Origin of the sequence: Streptomyces sp. NRRL F-4489 (genome assembly GCF_001509485.1) — a bacterium.
Taxonomy (GTDB): Bacteria; Actinomycetota; Actinomycetes; order Streptomycetales; family Streptomycetaceae; genus Streptomyces.
Genome location: NZ_LLZI01000245.1, coordinates 1 through 19,707, shown reverse-complemented (window position 1 = coordinate 19,707; position 19,707 = coordinate 1). Strand labels below are relative to the sequence as shown.

Sequence of the window (19,707 nt, the reverse complement as noted above, 5' to 3'; positions counted from 1 at the left end):
GGCCCGGCTTTCCGCTACGAGCCGGTGCGGGTGCGGTGCGGGTCGCGGGCCGTCTCGTCGTCGAAGAGGGCGGCGGTACGGGTGGCGGTGGCGCGGGCCCAGCGGCCGGTGGTCAGCGCGCCGAGCAGCAGGACCGCGGCGCCGCAGCCGGCGATGATCCACCAGCCGGGGCGGGCGGCGGCCAGGAATTCGCCGCGGGTGGCACCGGTGTGCGCGCCGCCGGCCAGGACGGCGCCGATCACCGCGACGCCCAGCGAGGAGCCGACCTGCCGGCTGGTGGAGGCCACCGCCGCCGCCACGCCCGCCTGGGTGCGCGGCATCCCGGACACCGCGGTGTTGGTGATCGGCGCGTTGACCAGGCCGAAGCCGATGCCGAAGAGGACGTAGCCGGTGAACAGCAGGCCGGTGGTGGACTCCGCGTCGAAGGCGGCGAAGAGGACGCCGCTGGCGGCCATGGCGCAGCCGGCCAGCAGCAGCGGCAGCCGGGGGCCGCGGCCGCCGACCAGGCGGCCGGACAGCGGCGCGAAGATCAGCGTCATACCGGCCATCGGCAGCATGTAGAGCCCGGCGTTCAGGGCGGACAGACCGCGGATGTTCTGCAGATAGAGGGTGTTGACGAAGAGGAAGCCGCCCAGCGCGGCGAACGCGGCGACCGCGGTCACGGTGGCGCCGCTGAACGGCGCGCTGTGGAAGAACCGCAGGTCGATGAGGGGTTCGGTGCGCCGCCGCTCGTAGCCGACCAGGGCCGCCAGCGACCCGGCCGCGACCAGGATGAACGCCAGGATCTCCGGGGAGTCCCAGCCGGCCTCCGGCGCCTCGATGATCGCGTACGTCAGCGCGCCGAGCAGCGCGATCACCAGCAGCTGGCCGACCGGATCGACCCGGCGCGGGCGCGGCGCGCGGGACTCCGGGACCCAGCGCCAGGTCAGGAAGAGCGCCAGGGCGCCGATCGGGACGTTGATCCAGAAGATCGAGCGCCAGCCGACGCTCTGCACCAGCACCCCGCCGACCACCGGGCCCGCGGCCATGCTGATGCCGACCACGCCGCCCCAGACCCCGATGGCGCGGGCGCGCTCCCGGGGGTCGGTGAAGGTGTTGGTGATGATCGACATGGCGACGGGGTTGAGCATCGAGCCGCCGACCGCCTGCACCATCCGGAAGACCACCAGCCACGTCAGGTCCGGCGCCAGGCTGCACAGCAGGGAGCCGGCGGTGAAGACCACCAGGCCGGTCATGAAGATCCGGCGGCGGCCCAGCCGGTCCGCGGTCGAGCCGGAGAGCATCAGCAGCGACGCCAGGACGAGGGTGTAGGCGTCGATCGTCCACTGCATCCCGGAGACCGAGGCGTGCAGTTCGTGCTGCATGGACGGCAGGGCGACGTTCAGGACGGTGTTGTCGAGACTGACGATCAGCAGGCTCAGGCAGCAGATCGCCAGGACGAGCAGACGCCGCCGGCGGCTGAGGTCAAGCATGGTTGAACGCTACAACGATCCGGGCGGGGCGGCCCCCGGCGGGGTGCCCGGTGCGGTTGCGGGACAATGGAGGGCATGAGTTCGCTGCAGATCGGCCCGCACTCGGTGCAGCCTCCCGTCGTCCTGGCCCCCATGGCGGGGATCACCAACGCCCCGTTCCGGACGCTGTGCCGGGAGTTCAGCGGCGGCAAGGGCCTGTTCGTGAGCGAGATGATCACGACGCGGGCGCTGGTCGAGCGCAACGAGAAGACCATGCAGCTGATCCACTTCGACGCGAGCGAGCGCCCCCGCTCGATCCAGCTCTACGGCGTCGACCCGGCCACCGTCGGCAAGGCCGTCCGCATGATCGTCGAGGAGGACCTCGCCGACCACATCGACCTGAACTTCGGCTGCCCGGTCCCCAAGGTGACCCGCAAGGGCGGCGGCTCCGCCCTGCCGTACAAGCGGCCGCTGCTGCGCGCCATCCTGCGCGAGGCGGTCAGCGGCGCCGGGCCGCTGCCGGTGACGATCAAGATGCGCAAGGGCATCGACGACGACCACCTCACCTACCTCGACGCCGGCCGGATCGCCGTCGAGGAGGGCGTCACCGCCGTCGCCCTGCACGGCCGCACCACCGCCCAGCACTACGGCGGCACCGCCGACTGGGACGCCATCGCCCGCCTGAAGGAGCACGTCCCGGAGATCCCGGTGCTCGGCAACGGCGACATCTGGTCGGCGGACGACGCGGTGCGGATGATGCGGGAGACCGGCTGCGACGGTGTGGTGGTCGGCCGCGGCTGCCTGGGCCGGCCGTGGCTCTTCGGCGATCTGGTCGCGGCCTTCGAGGGCGGCGGCGCGCCGGCGGCGCCCACCCTGCGCGAGGTCGCCGCGGTGATGGTCCGGCACGCCACGCTGCTCGGCGAGTGGCTCGGCGACGAGGCCCGCGGTGTCATCGACTTCCGTAAGCACGTCGCCTGGTATCTGAAGGGCTTCGCGGTCGGCTCGGAGATGCGCAAGCGGCTGGCGATCAGCTCGTCGCTGGCGGAGCTGGCGGAGGGCCTGCACGCGCTCGACCTGGACCAGTCCTGGCCGGCCGGCGCCGACGGTCCGCGCGGCCGCACCTCCGGCAACAACCGCGTGGTGCTCCCGGACGGCTGGCTGCGCGACCCGTACGACTGCGCGGGCGTCGGCGAGGACGCCGAACTGGACACCTCGGGCGGCTGAACCGCCGCTCCGTATACGACATCGGGGGTCTTCCGCGGCCGTTCGCGCCGCCGGAGGCCCCCGTCGAACTATGGCCGGTTAGCGGCGCCCCGGCGCGCCCCGGTGGACGGCCCGCCGGGGGTGGCCGAATACTGCGCCGATCTTCCCGCAGTACGGAAAAAGGCCCCGGATCTGCGGCGGCGCCTCCGGCGATCACGGGTCCCCGCATCGTCCAAATGATGGACCCTCTTCACACATGAGCGCGTGATTCTCGCCACCCTTGATAGGGGTACCGCTCAGATGAGCGTTCTGACGCATACTCCACCTTTCGCATAGGTGGCACCCGGTGCCACCCGCCATCCGTTCAACCCATCAAGTGAACCCTCGCTGTGCGTAGCAATCGCCGCCCGTCCGACTGCGGAGCGCATTGATGCATTCGGGTAGTAAACGATGGTGAAAACGCATGATCACTTTCGATCTGGTGGCGGACGCCGGGTTACGCACGCATGTAGACCAAGTGGACGTACCCATACGCCTTTGATCTGGGTATGTTCCTCGCCGTCAGGGCAGCCCGTCGGCGAGGAGTCAGAGCCGTGCCGGAAACACAAGATCCCCATGTAACCGCGTCTTCTTCCGTGAAGTTCGTCTACGACTTCACCGAGGGCAACAAGGACCTCAAGGACCTCCTCGGTGGCAAGGGCGCCAACCTCGCGGAGATGACCAACCTGGGACTTCCGGTCCCGCCCGGCTTCACGATCACCACCGAGGCGTGCAAGGTCTACCTCGAGAGCGGCAGTGAGCCCGAGGCACTCCGTGCCGAGGTCTCCGACCACCTCGCCGCGCTCGAGAAGACCATGGGCAAGAAGCTCGGCCAGGCCGATGACCCGCTGCTCGTATCGGTGCGTTCCGGGGCGAAGTTCTCCATGCCCGGCATGATGGACACCGTCCTGAACATCGGCCTCTCCGACGCGTCGGTTTCCGGCCTCGCCGCGCAGGCCGGCGACGAGCGGTTCGCCTGGGACTCGTACCGCCGCCTCATCCAGATGTTCGGCAAGACCGTGCTGGGCGTGGACGGCGAGCTGTTCGAGGAGGCCCTGGAGGACGCCAAGCAGGCCAAGGGCGTCACCGTCGACATCGACCTGGACGCCGCCGACCTGCGGGCCCTGGTCGACCGCTTCAAGAAGATCGTCACCGAGGAGACCGGGCGGGACTTCCCGCAGGACCCGCGCGAGCAGATGGACCTCGCCATAAGGGCCGTCTTCGACTCGTGGAACACCGACCGCGCCAAGCTCTACCGCCGCCAGGAGCGCATCCCCGGCGACCTCGGCACGGCCGTCAACGTCTGCTCCATGGTCTTCGGCAACCTCGGCCCGGACTCCGGCACCGGCGTCGCCTTCACCCGCGACCCCGCCTCCGGCCAGCAGGGCGTCTACGGCGACTACCTCCAGAACGCGCAGGGCGAGGACGTCGTCGCCGGTATCCGCAACACCGTCCCGCTCGCCGAGCTGGAGTCGATCGACAAGGCGTCGTACGACCAGCTGATGCGGATCATGGAGACGCTCGAAACGCACTACAAGGACCTGTGCGACATCGAGTTCACCATCGAGCGCGGCAAGCTGTGGATGCTCCAGACCCGGGTCGGCAAGCGCACCGCCGGCGCCGCCTTCCGGATCGCCACCCAGCTCGTCGACCAGGGCCTGATCGACGAGGCCGAGGCGCTCCAGCGGGTCACCGGCGCGCAGCTGGCGCAGCTGATGTTCCCCCGCTTCGACCTGGACGCCGAGTCCGAGCTGATCGGCCGCGGGATCGCCGCGTCTCCGGGCGCCGCGGTCGGCAAGGCCGTCTTCGACTCGTACACGGCCGTGAAGTGGTCGCGGTCCGGTGAGAAGGTCATCCTGATCCGCCGCGAGACCAACCCCGACGACCTCAACGGCATGATCGCCGCCGAGGGCATCCTGACCTCGCGCGGCGGCAAGACCTCGCACGCCGCCGTCGTCGCGCGCGGTATGGGCAAGACCTGCGTCTGCGGCGCCGAGGAGCTCCAGGTCGACACCAAGACCCGCCGCCTGACCACCGCCGACGGCACCGTCATCGAGGAAGGCGACACCGTCTCCATCGACGGCTCCACCGGCAAGGTCTACGCCGGCGAGGTCCCGGTCGTGCCGTCCCCGGTCGTCGAGTACTTCGAGGGCCGGATGCACGCCGGCGCCGAGGACGCCGACGAGCTGGTCAAGGCCGTGCACCGGATCATGGCGTACGCGGACCGGGTCCGCCGGCTGCGGGTCCGCGCCAACGCCGACAACGCCGAGGACGCCGCCCGCGCCCGCCGCTTCGGCGCCCAGGGCATCGGCCTGTGCCGCACCGAGCACATGTTCCTCGGCGAGCGCCGGGAGCTGGTCGAGCGGCTGATCCTGGCCGACACCGACGCCGACAAGGACGCCGCGCTCGCCGAGCTGATGCCGCTGCAGAAGGCCGACTTCATCGAGCTGTTCGAGGCGATGGACGGCCTGCCGGTCACCGTCCGGCTGCTCGACCCGCCGCTGCACGAGTTCCTGCCCGACATCACCGACCTGTCGGTGCGGGTGGCGCTCGCCGAGGCCCGCCACGAGAAGCACGAGAACGACCTGCGGCTCCTCCAGGCCGTGCACAAGCTGCACGAGCAGAACCCGATGCTCGGCCTGCGCGGCGTCCGCCTCGGCCTGGTCATCCCCGGCCTGTTCGCCATGCAGGTACGGGCCATCGCCGAGGCCGCCGCGGAGCGCAAGAACGCCAAGGGCGACCCGCGCGCGGAGATCATGATCCCGCTGGTCGGCACCGTCCAGGAGCTGGAGATCGTCCGCGAGGAGGCCGAGCAGGTCATCGCCGAGGTCGAGCGCGCCCACGGCGTCAGCCTCAAGCTGACCCTCGGCACCATGATCGAACTTCCCCGCGCGGCCCTCACGGCCGGTCAGATCGCCGAGTCCGCCGACTTCTTCTCCTTCGGCACCAACGACCTGACGCAGACCGTCTGGGGCTTCTCCCGCGACGACGTGGAGGCCAGCTTCTTCACCGCGTACCTGGAGAAGGGCATCTTCGGCGTCAGCCCGTTCGAGACCATCGACCGGGACGGCGTGGGCTCCCTGGTCCGCAGCGCCGCCGAGGCCGGCCGGGCCACCCGCCCGGACCTCAAGCTCGGCGTCTGCGGCGAGCACGGCGGCGACCCGGACTCGGTCCACTTCTTCCACGAGGTCGGCCTGGACTACGTCTCCTGCTCCCCGTTCCGCATCCCCGTCGCGCGCCTCGAAGCGGGCCGCGCCGCAGCGGAATCCCAGGGCAGCGACAGCCGCTGACCCCCGGGGCCACCCGGCCCCGCAAACCCCCGGAACCGGCGGCGGACGCCCTTGACCCTCACCCCGCCGCCACTCCGGCCCCCACGAGGGCGGCACCTGTGCGGAGGTGCCGCCCTCGGCTTCTGTGCGGGGAGCGGGGGGCTGCGGACGGGGCGGAGGGCCCCTGGGAACGGCGGCGAGGGCGGGCCCGTGCACAGGCCCGCCCTCGCTTTTCTCCGGACTCCCCCCTCGGGAGCTGCCGCCCTCCCAGTCGGCGTGGGAGGCGGCCTCCAACGGGGCACCGCCCGGCCGGTTGTTTGCCCATCACCCCCCACGGGATCGAGCAATCCGGGCCGTGCGCAGCGCCGTTGAATTGCCTCCAGCATTCCGTCCGGAGGGGGGTCGCCGCGACCCCTTTCAACTCTGGCCAAAAGGGCATGGTGACCGCCCGTGGTGGCGTGCATACTCAGGCGTGCCGGGGGCCGACGGAGATAACCAAAGGGTGGGGGTTCGGTGTTACGCGTCCATTTCAGTGGACTCGATCTGGCCCGCGTGCGGATTGCCGCACGCCCCGACGCGCTGTGGGAGACGGTATTGAGCTTTCACCGGCTCCGTGACCGGCGCGACGATTCCACGTTCGGCGGTTGGCGATCGGAAACCCGCGGAAGGTTGAATGGCGAAACGCGTCTGCTGGCGCCCCTGGTGCCCAGCCGCGGCTATTTCCCGGATTTCCTGACGCCCGCCGAGGGACTGCTGGGCATGGACGAGGCGCTGGGCGCGCTGCGGGAGACGCCCGCCGAGCGCCTGCACGCCGAGCTGGGCCGGCTGGCGGCCGCCGACGGCCGCCCGCTGCCCGGGTGGATACGGGCGATGGCGGACGGCGAGACCCGCTCGCTGGGCCGGCTCGCCGGGATACTCCAGAGCTACCACGACGCGGCCGTCGCCCCGTACTGGCACCGGGTCCGCAGCCGGATAGAGGCCGACCGGGCGGCCCGCGGCCGGGCCCTGCTGGACGGCGGCACCGACCGGCTGCTGGCGTCCCTGCCGCCGATGCTGCGCTGGCGCCCGCCCGTCCTGGAGGCGGACTACCCCGTCGACCGGGACCTCCACCTCGGCGGCCGCGGACTGCTCCTGCTGCCCTCGTACTTCTGCCGGCGCACCCCGGTCACCTTCCACAACCCCGACCTCACGCCCGTCCTGGTCTACCCGGTCGAGCACCCCGTACCGCGCCTGACGCCGCCCGTCCCGGCCGACCGCTCGCTGGGGCGCCTGGTGGGCCAGACCCGTTCGGCGATCCTCCAGGGCATCGGCGTCGGCTGCACCACCAGCGAACTGGCCCGCCGGGTCGATGTCTCGCCGGCGTCGGCCAGCCAGCACGCCACCGTGCTGCGGGACGCCGGCCTGCTGTCCACGCTGCGCCAGGGCAACGCCGTGCTGCACACCCTGACGCCGCTGGGCGCCGCCCTGCTGCGCGGCGGCGCCCAGGGCGACGGCCCGGCCGCCGGGTGAGGAATCCTCCGCGGCGGGCCCCGGCCCGGGACATGACCCGGCGTCAGTACGGGCGGTCGCCCGCGATCGCCACCCGCTCAGCGACCCGCCGCCGGTTCCCGTAGTCGAAGACCGCGTAGTGCTGGGTGGCGCGGTTGTCCCAGAACGCCACGTCCCCGGCCCGCCAGTGCCACCGCACCTGGTACTCCGGGACGTGCGCCTGCTGGCACAGCAGCCGCAGCAGCCGGTCGCTCTCCGCCTCCGGCAGCCCGGTGATCCGGGTGGTGAACGACGCGTTCACGAACAGCGTCCGCCGCCCGGTCTCCGGGTGGCGCCGCACCACCGGGTGCTCCACCGGAGGGAACTCCTCCTGGAACGGCGCGAGTTGAGCGGGAGTGCAGAAACGGGCGAAGCCCGGGAGATAGTCGTGGACCGCCCGCGCGCCGTCGATCCGTGCCCGGATTTCCGCCGGCAAATTGTCGTACGCCGCCGCCATATCGGCCCACATCGTGTCGCCGCCGGCCTCCGGGACCTCGCGCAGCTGGAGCACCGCGCCCATCGCGGGCCGCGCGCGGAAGGTTACGTCCGCGTGCCATACGTTCTCGAACGTCGGGACCGCGCCGGCCGCCTTGTCAAACCTCACCACCTCCTTCGCGTCGCCCCGGGCCAGCAGCGGGTTGGTCTCCAACTCCCCCCAATGCGCGGCGAATTGGCGCTGTGCGGCGGAGGTCAGATGCTGCTCGCGGAAGAACAGCGCCTTCCACTCCAGCAGCGCGCGGTTCAGCTCCGCCCGCAGTGCCGCGGACAGCGGACGGGACAGATCCAGCCCCCGGATCTCCGCCCCGATCGTCGCCGCCAGGGGGATCACCTCGAACAGCTCGTAGGGCCGGTCGTGCCAGTCGTCCGGGGTGCGGCGGAGGGTGCGGCGGCCCTCGTAGAGGCCGTCGGCGGGGATGCGGAAGGGGCGGAGGGCGGGGGTCGAAGTCGTCAACGGGGCCTCCTGCAAGGGGAGTTGAGTGGTTCGGTGTCGCGTCCGGGGCCGCGTACGGAGGAGAAGGCGGCGCGCGGCGGAGCGGGGGAGTAGAGCGGCGGACCGGCCTCGGCGGGGCGTCCGGGTCAGGACGCGGTGGGACAGCCGGGACAGCCGGCCGGGGGAGAGCCGACCCGGCCGCGGCGGCGCAGGAAGCTCAGGCCGCGGGGTGCGCACGCGCCGTGAGGGCCGCGGTCGCGCGGCACCGCCTCACGGAAGACCGGGTACGTGCACATGGCACGCACCGTACCGGGAACCGCGCCCCGGGGCCACCCCCGGGGCCACCCCCGGGGCCGCGGCCCGTGCGCGGTCAGTCGTCGATACCGCTGCGCTCGACGCCCGCCACGATGTAGCGCTGGAGCAGCAGGAAGACCACCAGCAGCGGGACGATGGAGACGCCGGCCGCGACGAACAGCTTGTGCAGCTGGAGGTTCTGCGCGGTGGTGAACGTCGACAGCGCCACCTGCACCGTCCACGCCGACTGGTCCTGGCCGATCACCAGCGGCCACAGGAAGGAGTTCCACGCACCGATGAAGACGATGGTGCCGACCGCCGCGAACACCGGCCGGGCGTTGGGCACCACGATCCGCCAGTACGTCCGCCAGTACCCCAGCCCGTCCACCCGCGCCGCGTCCTCCAGCTCCCGGGGGAAGCCGAGGAACGACTGGCGGAAGACGAAGCAGGCGAACGCGCTGAACAGCGTCGGGATCACCAGACCGCGCAGGGTCGAGATCCAGCCGAGCGTGGAGACCAGCACGAAGCTGGGCACGAACGTCACGGCCGCCGGCACCATCAGGGTGCCCAGGATCGCGTAGAAGACCAGCGAGGCATGGCGGTAGGGGATACGCGCCAGGCCGTAACCGGCCATCGAGGCGAGCACGACCGTGCCGACCGTCGTGGCGACCGCGATCAGCGCGGAGTTGAGCAGCGACCGGGCCAGCGGCAGGTCCGGGTCGGAGAAGACCTCGGTCAGATTCGACCAGTGCAGCTCGCGCGGGAAGAACGTCCAGCTGGGCGCCGTGATGTCGGCCTCGCTCGCCAGGCCGTTGCGGACCAGCAGATAGAACGGGACGAGGAACAGCAGCGCCAGGGCCACCAGCAGCACCACCCGTAGCGCCCGGCCGGCCCGGATCAGGGCATCGTGCATCGTCGGTCAGTCCTCCTTGCGGCCGAGGCCGAACCAGCGGGCCTGCGCCACCGTCGCCACCGCGATGACCAGCGCCAGGATCACCGCGCCGGCGCTGCCCAGCCCGAGGTTCTGGTCCCGGCCGAGCGCGGTGTAGTAGAGGTACACCAGCGGCGGGCGGGCGTACGGCGGATAGCCGCGGGAGTCGCTGAGCAGGTTGTAGAACTCGTCGAACGCCTGGAACGCGTTGATCACCAGCAGCAGGACCACCGCCACGGACGTGGCGCGCAGCTGCGGGAAGGTGATGTGCCGGAAGACCTGCCAGCCCGGCCGCGCGCCGTCCACCGCCGCCGCCTCGTACAGCTGCGGGGAGATCCGCTGCAGCCCGGCCAGGAAGAGGATCATGTAGAAGCCGACCTGGAGCCAGAGCCGTACGGTGACGAGGGCGAGCCAGTACCACGGCGGGCTGGTGGTGGACAGCCACGCCGTGGGGTCGGCGCCGAACCAGCCGAGCACGGTGTTCGCCAGCCCGAACCGTACTCCGTTGAAAATTGACAGTTTCCAGATCAGCGCCGCCACGACATAACTGCAGGCGGTCGGCAGGAAGAACACCGACCGGAAGAACGCCTGGGCGATCCGCAGGCGGTTCACCATCAGCGCCAGCGCCAGCGACAGCGCGAACGTGGCCGGCACGATGAACGCGGTGAAGAGCAGAAAGGTGCCCAGGCTGCTGAGGAACGCGCTGTCGCCCAGCATCGACGCGTAATTCCCCAGTCCGACGAATTCCGTCGGATTCACGGTGTTGTGCGCGTCGAAGAAACTGAGGTAGACGCTCCACGCCAGCGGAACGTAGGTGAACAGCGCCAGCCCGGCCGCGAACGGCCCGACGAACACCCAGAACCACAGATTCCGCCGCTGCGGGCCGAGCAGCCGGGCCGTGCGCGGCAGCCGGGGCGTGCGCACGCTCACTTCTTCTTCGCCCGCCGCAATTCGGCCTCGACCGTCCGCAGCACGGCCTTCAGCTCGGTCTCCGGATGCGCGCCCTCCTTGATGATCCGGCTCAGCGCGTCCTGGTAGGCGGTGCGGTCGGCGCTGTTCCACAGCAGCGGCTCGGCGGAACCGTGGTCGGTGGCGTACCGCACCGCGTCCGCCGCCGCGCCCTCCCGCAGCTGCGCCGCCTTCTTCGCCAGCGAGATCCGGGCCGGGATGTGGAAGCCGTACGAGAGCGCGAAGTCCCGCTGGTAGTCGGTCCGGTCGATCCACAGCCACTTGGCGAACTCGGTGGCGGCCGCGCGGTGCCTGCTGCGGGCGCTCACCGCGGACGCGTACGCGCCGACCGGGACGGCGGGCTTCCCGGCCGGGCCGTCCTTCGGGAACGGCAGCACCCCGAAGTCGTCGCCCAGCGCCTTCTTGATCTGCGGCAGCGCCCACAGCCCCGACCACTGCATGGCGGTCAGCCCCTGGATGAACGCCGCCGGGTCGGACCAGTCGGTGGGCGCGCCCAGCAGCAGCGCCTTCCCGGCGTACAGCTGCCGGATCTTGCCCAGCACCCGCGCGGCGGCCGGATCGTCGAACCCGGCCCGGCCGTCCTCGGTGATCAGGCTCAGTCCGGCCGCGGCCAGCGGCGTCCCGCTGAGCACACCGGCTCCGCCGTCGTTGCCGAGGAACAGCCCCTTGACCTTTGACGTCGTCAACGTCCGGGCCGCGTCCACGAGTTCATCAACCGTCTGCGGTGGCTGAACCCCCGCATCCTTGAGCATGCTCTTGCGGTAGTAGAGGAGCTGGGTGTCGATGGTCTGCGGAATGCCCCAGATCTTGTCCTGCCAGATCTTCGGGGCCAGCACCGCCTGGTTGAAGTCGTCCTTCACCGGCGCGACGAGGTCGGTCAGATCGGCCACCTGGCCGCCCTGTATCTGCTCCAGCAGCGGGCCGTTGACCTCGAAGACGTCCGGCCCCGAGTCGGTCAGCAGCGCCGCCGCGGTCTGCCGGTCGTAGTCGCCCGGCCGCCACTGCACGGTGACGTCCGCCTTGGTGTACGCGGCGGCGTACCGTTTCACCGCCTGCTGGGTGCCTGGTTCGCCGTACTGGTGGTACCACTGCGAGAGCGCCGGTCCGGAACCGCCGCTCCCGCGCCCGGTGTTGGAGCCGCACGCCGCCAGCGCGCCCGCGAGCGCGAGGCCGCCGCCGGCGGTCAGGAGTCGTCGTCTGCGCATGGTCATGCCGGTACGGTACCTGCGGGGCGCGCCGTACGTTTTTGGCTTTCCCGCCGTGCGGGTTTCTGTTTTGTTTCGCCTTCGGCGTGGGGGAGTTGGGCGGGGGCGCCGTTTCGGATTCGCGGGTGGTCGTGCCGGGGGCGGGGGTGCGGGGCGGGCCCCCGCCCGGTGGGGGAGTATTGAAACGGTCGGTCCATAACGGCTAGGGTGGCGTCTCGGCCCGGCCGCAGTACGGGGTTTCACGGGCTCGTTTTGAACTGATCGATCCATAACCATGTAGCGAAGGAGGCACGAGCGTGCCCCGTGCCGTATATGTGCTGGCGCTTGGCATCTTCGCCATGGTGACCAGCGAGTTCGTGGTCGCCGGGCTGATGCCGCAGATGGCTGAGGGACTTGGTGCGACCATCCCGCAGATCGGCTACCTGATCACGGCGTTCGCGGTGGCGATGGCGGTCGGAGGGCCGTTTCTGACCGTGGCGGTGATGAAGTTGCGGCCCCGGACCGCGTTGATGGTGTTGTTCGTGGTCTTCCTGATGGGGAACGTCCTGGCGGCCACCGCGACCGGGTACGGGACGATGATGGCCGCGCGGATCATCACCGGGACCGCCTCCCAGGCGTTCTTCGGGGTGGGGATCTCGATGTGTGCCCAGATCACCCGCCCGGAGGTCCGGGGCCGGGCGATCGCTGTGGCGATGAACGGGCTCATGCTCGGCACCCTGCTCGGACTGCCCCTCTCCACCCTGGTTGGCGAACGGTTCGGGTGGCGCGCGGCGTTCTGGACCGTTACCGGTATCACCGTGATCGCGGCCGTGACGACGCTGTTCGGTGTGCCGCGTATTGAGCGGGCTGAAGGGGGTGGCGGCTTCCGGCAGGAGGCCGGTGTCTTCAAGAAGCCCAAGCTCTGGCTGGTGTTGTCCACCAGCACGCTCATCATCGGGGCCACCTTCTCCGCGTTCAGCTACTTCAATCCGATCCTCACCGAGGTGGCCGGCTTCGCGCCCGGGAGCGTTCCGGTGCTGCTGATCGCCTATGGCGCCGCCACGGTGGTCGGGAACACCGTGGTCGGTCGCTTGGCGGACCGCCATACCGTTTCCGTCCTCGCGGCCGGGCTGGTCCTCAATGCCGTGTTCCTGGGGGGCTTCGGCGTCCTCGCCGGGCTTCCCGTCGCCGCCGTGGTCTGCATGATGGGCATAGGTCTTGTCGGTGTCACGATGAACCCGGCCATGGTGACGCGGGTGCAGCGCACCGGGAACGCGGGCCCGTTGGTGAACACCGTGCACTCCTCGTTCATCACGCTCGGGGTCATCCTCGGATCCTCCCTCGGTGCTGTGGTGATCGATGCCTGGGGGCTGCGCGCTCCGCTCTGGCTCGGCGCCGTGATGGCCCTGGGCGGGCTCGCCACCGTGCTGCCCGACCTCATCCGCGGGCCCGCCCGTTCCCTCAACTCCCCCCAGGGGTGGGGCCCTACGACGGCGGAAGGGTGCGGGGCCTCTGGGGTGGGTGTGCGGACGTAAAGCGCAGCAGTCCGCACACCCACCCCAGAGGCCCGCACCCGGCACCCCCACACACCGGGGCCCCCACCCCACAAACCCCCTCGCGCCGAAGGCGCGAAAACAGCAACCCGCACGGCGGGACAGCCGACCACGTGGGGACTACGGCACCCGCCGCCGGTGGCTTTCGAAGGCCGCGACCATCACCGGCAGCGCGAGGACGATCAGCCAGGCGCCCTCGGCGAACTTCGTGGCGGTGACCACCACCGCCGCCGCACCCGTCAGCAGCGCGCCGAACCCGTTGAGCAGGGCCTTGCCGGTCCAGCCGGCGGACCGTGCGCGGTACCAGTGGCGGACCATGCCGGCCTGGCAGAGGGTGAAGCCGGTGAAGACGCCGAGGGCGAAGAGCGGGACGAGGGTGTTGGTGTCGCCGCCGGAGACCACCAGCAGCAGCGCGGCGGCCGCGGCCAGGGCCAGCACGCCGTGCCGGTGGACCTGGCGGGCGTCCTGGCGGCCGAAGGCGCGTGGGAGGTAGCGGTCGCGGGCCAGCAGGCCCAGCAGGACCGGCAGCCCGCCGAAGGAGGTGTTGGCGGCCAGCGCCAGCAGCACCATCGTGGCGAACTGGACGACGTAGAAGGCACCGTTGTGGCCGAACGAGGCGTCGGCGAGCTGGGCCAGGACGGTGACGCCCTCGACGGGCTGGAGGTGGAAGCGGCCGATCAGCAGGGCCAGGCCGATCAGCATGGCGCCGAGGAGGGCGCCGAGCGCGACCTCGGTGCGCTGGGCGCGGCGGACGGCCGGGGCCCGGAAGGACGGTACGGCGTTGGCGACCGCCTCCACACCGGTCAGCGCCGAGCAGCCGGCGGCGAACGCCCGGAGCAGCAGCAGCGCGCCCACGGACGTGGCGTTCTGGGCCAGGACGGAGGGGTGGCCGGCGGCGGTGGCGGTGGACGCCGGGCCGTCCCGGAGCAGCCCGACCGCGATCATGGCGAGCACCGCGCCGACGAAGACCGCGGTGGGGAGGAGGAACGCCCGCGCGGAGTCGGCGATTCCGCGCAGATTGACCGCGGTCACCAGGGCCAGTACGGCCAGGCAGATCCCCAGCCGGTGGCCGTAGAGCGCGGGGAAGGCGGAGGTGAGCGCGGCGACGCCGGCGGTGACGGACACCGCGACGTTGAGGACGTAGTCCAGGACGAGGGACGCGGCGGCGATCAGGGCCGGGCGGCGGCCGAGGTGGGCCCGGGCCACCGCGTACGCGCCGCCGCCATCGGGGAACGCGGCGATGACCTGGCGGTAGGAGGCCACCAGGACGGCCAGCAGGGCGGCGATGGCGAGGGTGACCGGGAGGGTGCAGCCGAGCCCCTGGGTGCCGGCCGCGGCCAGGACGAGGACGATCGACTCGGGCCCGTAGGCGACCGAGGCCATCGCGTCCAGGGAGAGCGCGGCCAGGCCCTGGAGGGCGGTGAGGCGGCGCCGGTCGGTGGCGGCCGGGCCGGGCGGGCCCGGTGGGACGGGCCGGCCCGGTGCGGCGGTGCCGGTGGCCGGGGCGGTCGCCGGGGGCGGCTGCTCGGGCCGGTTCGTTGCGGGCTGCGACACCGTCGACATGCTGGGGCGGACCTCCGTGCGGCACTGCTGGGACCAGCCCAGCGTGCGGCGCCCGGCGGCGGCCCGCGCACGGCCTTGGCGCGGCCTTGGCGGGGGGCGGGGGGATCTTCACGGGATGTTGACGGTGCGGTGACGGGGGCTCCGGGGGCGGAGGGCCGGAGGGCTCCGCCCCTGGGGCGCGGGCGTGGGCCTCGGCCCGTTGGGGCACGGCCTCCCGGCCTCGCGCCCCCGGGCCCGCCCCCGCCGTCACGCCCCCGCGAGCGCCGCCCCGTACCGCACGCCGGTCAGCTCCTCCGACGCCGTCCACAGCCGGGCGGCCGTGCGGGCGTCGGTGGTCCACGGGGCGCGGAAGGAGCGGGCCGGGGCGCCGCGCAGACCGCTGCGGGGGCCGATGAAGGCGTCCGGCCGCATGTGCGGGGCGGTGGCCGCGCACAGCGTGCCCAGCGCGCCGCCGTCCGCGGGCTGCGCGATCACGCGGTTGGCGACCTCCACCAGGCGCTCGGCGGTCCGGCGGTTCTCCATCCGCACCCCGGTGGTCTGGAGGTTGGTCGCCGCGTAACCGGGGTGCGCGGCGGCCGCCACGACCCCGGAGCCGGCCGCCGCCAGCCGCCGCGCCAGCTCATGGGTGAAGAGGAGGTTCGCGCTCTTGGAGCGGCCGTACGCGACCCAACGCTGGTACCCGCGCCCGGAGTTGAGGTCGGTGAGGTCCACGTTGGCCAGCAGGTGCAGCATGCTGGAGACGGTGACGATCCGCGCGCCGGGGGTGGCCAGGAGCTTGGGCAGCAGCAGTCCGGTGAGCGCGAAGTGGCCCAGGTGGTTGGTGCCGAACTGCATCTCGAAGCCGTCCGCGGTGGTGCGGTGCGGCAGCGCCATCACCCCGGCGTTGTTGATCAGCAGGTCGAGCCGGTCGCCGCAGAAGGCGTCCAGGCCGTCGGCGAAGCGCCGGACGGATCCCAGGTCGGCCAGGTCCAGCGGCCGGAACTCCGCCTCCGCGATGGGGACTTCGGCCCGCAGCCGGGCCAGCGCCGCGGTACCGCGTTCCGTACTGCGGCAGGCGAGCACCACCCTGGCCCCGCGCCGGGCCAGTTCGCGGGCGGTGACGTAGCCCAGACCGCTGTTGGCGCCGGTGACGACGGCCGCGCGGCCGGTCTGGTCGGGGATATGGCTGGTGTTCCACCGGGTCACGCCGTACTCCTCGGTAGGGGATCACTCAGCCTACGCCCCGGGGTCAGGCCGGCCGCGTCCGCACCCGGTAGGCCGGGACGCGTACCTCCGGGTCGTCCAGGCACTCCCCGGTCTCCAGGTCGAACCGCTGCTTGAGCAGGGGCGAGGCCACGAACGGGCGGCCCCGGTGGGTGCCGGTGAGGCCGCGGGCGAGGACCGCGGCGCCGGTGAACGGGTCGCGGTTCCCTAGGGCGTAGAGCCGGCCGTGCCGGTCGCGGAAGACCGCCGCCTGCCCGCCGTCCGGCAGCAGGGCCGCGACGCCCCGGCCGGGGATCAGCGCCTCCGTGCCGCAGATGGTGAACCAGCCGGTGGGAAGCTCCAGTTGGACGAGCCGCGTGGTCGTCGCGGGGGCCGTCTTCTCAAGGGTCGTGGTCGTCATCGGGTGGTGCTCCCTTCCAGGACGTTCTCGGTGGGCCGCCGCCGGCCGATGTCCAGCAGCGGCAGGTCGGGCTTGATCTGGTCGCGTTCGGGGACGAAGCCGACGACCGGGTCGGGGGTGTCCGGGGCGTTCACGAACGACACGAAACGGGCAAGCTTCGCGGGGTCGTCGAGGGTCTGCGCCCACTCGTCCCGGTAGTGCGCGACATGGTCCGCCATCAGCGACTCCAGGTCGTCGCAGAGGCCGAGCGCGTCGTGGACCACCACATCGCGGACATGGTCCAGACCGCCGGGGATGCGTTCCAGCCAGGCGCTGGTGCGTTCCAGCCGGTCGGCGGTGCGGAGGTAGAACATCAGGAACCGGTCGATCAGCCGGACCAGTTCGGCGTCGGAGAGGTCCTGTGCGAGCAGGTCCGCGTGGCGCGGGGTGGTGCCGCCGTTGCCGCCGATGTAGAGGTTCCAGCCGCCGGCGGTGGCGATCACGCCGAAGTCCTTGGAGCGGGCCTCGGCGCACTCCCGGGTGCATCCGGACACCGCCGCCTTCAGCTTGTGCGGCGCCCGCAGCCCCCGGTAGCGCAGCTCCAGGTCGATCGCCATGCGCACCGAGTCCTGGACGCCGTAGCGGCACCAGGTCTGTCCGACACAGGACTTCACGGTCCGCAGCGATTTGCCGTACGCGTGCCCGGACTCGAAACCGGCGTCCACCAGCCGGGCCCAGATACGCGGCAGCTGCTCGACCCGGGCGCCGAAGAGGTCGATCCGCTGGCCGCCGGTGATCTTGGTGTAGAGCCCGAAGTCGCGGGCCACCTCGCCGATCACGATCAGCTTCTCGGGGGTGATCTCGCCGCCCGGGATGCGCGGGACGACGGAATACGAGCCGTTCCTCTGGAGGTTGGCGAGGAAGTGGTCGTTGGTGTCCTGGAGCGCGGCCTGCTCGCCGTCCAGGACGTGGCCGGCCGCGCCGATCGTCGGGGCGAGCGAGGCGATGATGGAGGCGACCGCCGGTTTGCAGACCTCGCAGCCCTCGCCGCCGCGCGCCTCGGCCCGCCCGTGCTCGTCCAACAGCCGCCCGAACGAGGCGATCCGCTTGACCCGCACGATCTCGTACAGCTCCTGGCGGCTGTGGCGGAAGCAGCCGCACAGCCCGTCGTCCCCGTCCTTCCCGGATTTGGGCAGCAGCTGCCCGATGACTTTCACGCAGCCGCCGCAGCCGGTGCCGGCCTTGGTGCACCGCTTCACCTCGGCGAGGGTGGGGTGCGCCTGGATCGCCTCCTTGGTGACGTTGTGGCATGAGCAGATGACCGCGTCGCCGGGCAGCGCCTCCGGGCCGAGCCGCGCCGGGGCGCCCGAGCCGGCCGGCAGGACGAGCTGCTCGGCGGGGACCGGCGGCACCGAGCCGGTCAGCGCCCGCAGCGTGCCGTACGCCTCCGCGTCGCCGACCAGCACACCGCCGAGCAGGGTGCCGTCCGCGCCGATGACCAGCTTCTTGTAGAGGCCGGCGCGGGAGTCGGCGTAGACCACGTCCAGGCAGTCGGGGGCGGTACCGTGCGCGTCGCCGAAGGACGCCACGTCCACGCCGAGGAGTTTGAGCTTGGTGGACAGGTCGGCGCCGGTGAAGGCGGCCTCGTCGCCGGCGAGCGCGGCGGCGGCCGCCGCGGCCATCTCGTAGCCGGGGGCCACCAGCCCGTACACCCGGCCGTCGGCGGCCTGCGCGCACTCGCCGATCGCGAACACCCGCGGGTCGGTGACCGAGCGGCAGCGTTCGTCCACGGTGACGCCGCCGCGTTCGCCGACCGCCAGACCGCAGTCCCGGGCCAGCTGGTCCCGCGGCCGGACGCCGGCCGAGAAGACCACCAGGTCGGTGGGCAGTTCGGTGCCGTCCGACAGCCGCATCGCGGCCACCGCGCCGTCCGGGCCGGCGATGATCTCCTGGGTGCCGGTACCGGTGTGGACGGCCAGGCCCATGCCCTCGATGGTGCGCAGCAGCGCCGCGCCGCCGCCGTCGTCCACCTGGACGGGCATCAGCCGCGGCGCGAACTCCACGATATGGGTCTCCAGCCCGAGCCCCTGGAGCGCGCCGGCCGCCTCCAGGCCGAGCAGCCCGCCGCCGACCACCGCGCCGGTCTTCGCCCGGGTCCGCGCGTACGCCTCGATGGCGAGCAGGTCCTCGATGGTGCGGTAGACGAAGCAGCCCTCGGCGTCCCGGCCCGGGACGGGCGGGACGAACGGGGCGGAGCCGGTGGCGAGGACGAGGGTGTCGTAGGGGATGGTCCGGCCGGAGCGGGTGGTGACCTGGCGGGTGGTGCGGTCGATGTGCTCGGCGGGGTCGTCCAGGTGGAGTTCGATGTCGTGCTGGTCGATGAACTCGCCGGTGGAGAGGGCCAGTTCATCGGGTGTGGTGCCGGAGAAGTACGAGGTGAGGCGGACGCGGTCGTAGGCCGGGCGGGGCTCCTCGGCGAGGACGATGACGCGGTGGGTGGCGGTCAGACCGCGTTCGGCGAGGGCTTCGAGGAAGCGGTGGCCGACCATGCCGTGGCCGATGAGGAGGAGGGTGGGGCGGGTGGGGCGGGTGTCCTGGTTGCCCTGGTCCGGTTGGTGGGCGTGGGTGGGCCGGTCGGTGCGCTGGGGGCGGTCGGGCCGGTCGGGCTGGTCGGAGCGAGCCGTGCGGGACATCAGGAGCCTCCGTCGTCGGTGAGCAGGTGCAGGAGGGGGCCGCGGCCGGCGGGGAGCGGTTCGGCGCCGTCCCAGGCCCGGGCGAGCGTGCCGACGCTGCCGAGCGCGCCGACCAGCACCCCGCCGACCAGCCGGTCGCCGCGGACGACGACCTTCCGGTACGTGCCGCGGGTGGGGTCGGACAGCCGGGCCACGTCGTCGCCGGGGCGCGGCCGGGGATCGCCGAACGCGGCGAGGTCGAGGAAGCCGTCGCCGGCCAGCGTCAACCGGGTCAGCGACCGGGTGCCGGTGTAACGGGCGCGGAGGTCGCCGGTGAGTACGCGGGCGAGGACGTCGGCCTGGTCCAGGGCGGGCGCGGCCAGGCCGTAGACGGTGCCGTCGTGCTCGGCGCAGTCGCCGAGGGCGTGGATGCGCGGGTCGCTGGTGCGCAGCGCGCCGTCCACCCGGATGCCGGTCCCGACGTCCAGGCCGGCGGCGCGGGCGAGGGCGGTACGGGGGCGGGTGCCGGGGGTGAGGAC

13 protein-coding genes and 1 pseudogene are annotated in these 19,707 nt (G+C 72.3%); 4 read left to right on the top strand and 10 right to left on the bottom strand.

The features are described 5' to 3' along the window. Window positions 1–14: 14 nt before the first annotated feature. Window positions 15–1,472, bottom strand: coding sequence for an MFS transporter (locus ADL22_RS24150; protein ID WP_066983614.1), 1,458 nt, complete (start codon window positions 1,470–1,472; stop codon window positions 15–17). A 75-nt stretch (window positions 1,473–1,547) separates the two neighbouring features. Here ADL22_RS24150 and dusB point away from each other — a divergent pair, with 75 nt between their 5' ends. The 3 genes from dusB (at window position 1,548) to ADL22_RS24135 (ending at window position 7,471) form a co-directional block, all read left to right on the top strand. Beyond that, complete coding sequence (dusB, locus tag ADL22_RS24145) at window positions 1,548–2,675, top strand: tRNA dihydrouridine synthase DusB (protein ID WP_066983612.1); 1,128 nt, start codon at window positions 1,548–1,550, stop codon at window positions 2,673–2,675. A 614-nt stretch (window positions 2,676–3,289) separates the two neighbouring features. Continuing rightward, on the top strand, window positions 3,290–5,983 hold the full coding sequence (gene ppdK, locus ADL22_RS24140) for a pyruvate, phosphate dikinase (RefSeq protein ID WP_066983609.1): 2,694 nt from the start codon (window positions 3,290–3,292) through the stop codon (window positions 5,981–5,983). A 648-nt stretch (window positions 5,984–6,631) separates the two neighbouring features. Further along, window positions 6,632–7,471 carry an ArsR/SmtB family transcription factor gene (locus tag ADL22_RS24135; RefSeq protein ID WP_066983606.1) on the top strand — a complete coding sequence of 280 codons (840 nt, stop codon included), beginning with the start codon at window positions 6,632–6,634 and terminating at the stop codon, window positions 7,469–7,471. Between the two features lie 43 nt (window positions 7,472–7,514). On the opposite strand, the gene ADL22_RS24130 is transcribed toward ADL22_RS24135, so the two are convergent. The 4 genes from ADL22_RS24130 to ADL22_RS24115 form a co-directional block, all read right to left on the bottom strand. Further along, entirely contained in the window at window positions 7,515–8,441 is a 927-nt protein-coding gene (locus ADL22_RS24130) for a TauD/TfdA dioxygenase family protein (RefSeq protein ID WP_107116380.1), read from the bottom strand. A gap of 349 nt (window positions 8,442–8,790) precedes the next feature. Then, window positions 8,791–9,627, bottom strand: a complete 837-nt coding sequence (locus tag ADL22_RS24125; protein WP_066983599.1) for a carbohydrate ABC transporter permease — start codon at window positions 9,625–9,627, stop codon at window positions 8,791–8,793. A gap of 6 nt (window positions 9,628–9,633) precedes the next feature. Then, complete coding sequence (locus tag ADL22_RS24120; RefSeq protein ID WP_234430841.1) at window positions 9,634–10,569, bottom strand: carbohydrate ABC transporter permease; 936 nt, start codon at window positions 10,567–10,569, stop codon at window positions 9,634–9,636. 2 nt (window positions 10,570–10,571) lie between these two features. Continuing rightward, a complete protein-coding gene (locus ADL22_RS24115) occupies window positions 10,572–11,825 on the bottom strand; it encodes an ABC transporter substrate-binding protein (protein WP_066983593.1) in 1,254 nt (417 codons plus the stop codon). 290 nt (window positions 11,826–12,115) lie between these two features. Between ADL22_RS24115 and ADL22_RS24110 the strand changes: the two genes are divergently transcribed. Then, on the top strand, window positions 12,116–13,333 hold the full coding sequence (locus ADL22_RS24110) for an MFS transporter (protein WP_066983590.1): 1,218 nt from the start codon (window positions 12,116–12,118) through the stop codon (window positions 13,331–13,333). 150 nt (window positions 13,334–13,483) lie between these two features. Here the strand turns inward: ADL22_RS24110 and ADL22_RS24105 are convergent. The 5 genes and pseudogenes from ADL22_RS24105 to ADL22_RS24085 all read right to left on the bottom strand — a co-directional run. Then, window positions 13,484–14,914: pseudogene (locus ADL22_RS24105) on the bottom strand (APC family permease); the annotation flags it as partial. 246 nt (window positions 14,915–15,160) lie between these two features. After that, entirely contained in the window at window positions 15,161–16,099 is a 939-nt protein-coding gene (locus ADL22_RS24100) for an oxidoreductase (protein WP_066983587.1), read from the bottom strand. A 43-nt stretch (window positions 16,100–16,142) separates the two neighbouring features. Beyond that, entirely contained in the window at window positions 16,143–16,517 is a 375-nt protein-coding gene (gene nirD, locus ADL22_RS24095) for a nitrite reductase small subunit NirD (protein WP_066983584.1), read from the bottom strand. After that, window positions 16,514–19,045 carry a nitrite reductase large subunit NirB gene (gene nirB / locus ADL22_RS24090; protein ID WP_066983688.1) on the bottom strand — a complete coding sequence of 844 codons (2,532 nt, stop codon included), beginning with the start codon at window positions 19,043–19,045 and terminating at the stop codon, window positions 16,514–16,516. The genes nirD and nirB overlap by 4 nt, the downstream gene beginning before the upstream one ends. A 143-nt stretch (window positions 19,046–19,188) precedes the next feature. After that, window positions 19,189–19,707 (bottom strand): FAD-dependent oxidoreductase (locus tag ADL22_RS24085; protein ID WP_159048715.1); only part of this gene is annotated, 519 nt, incomplete at its 5' end.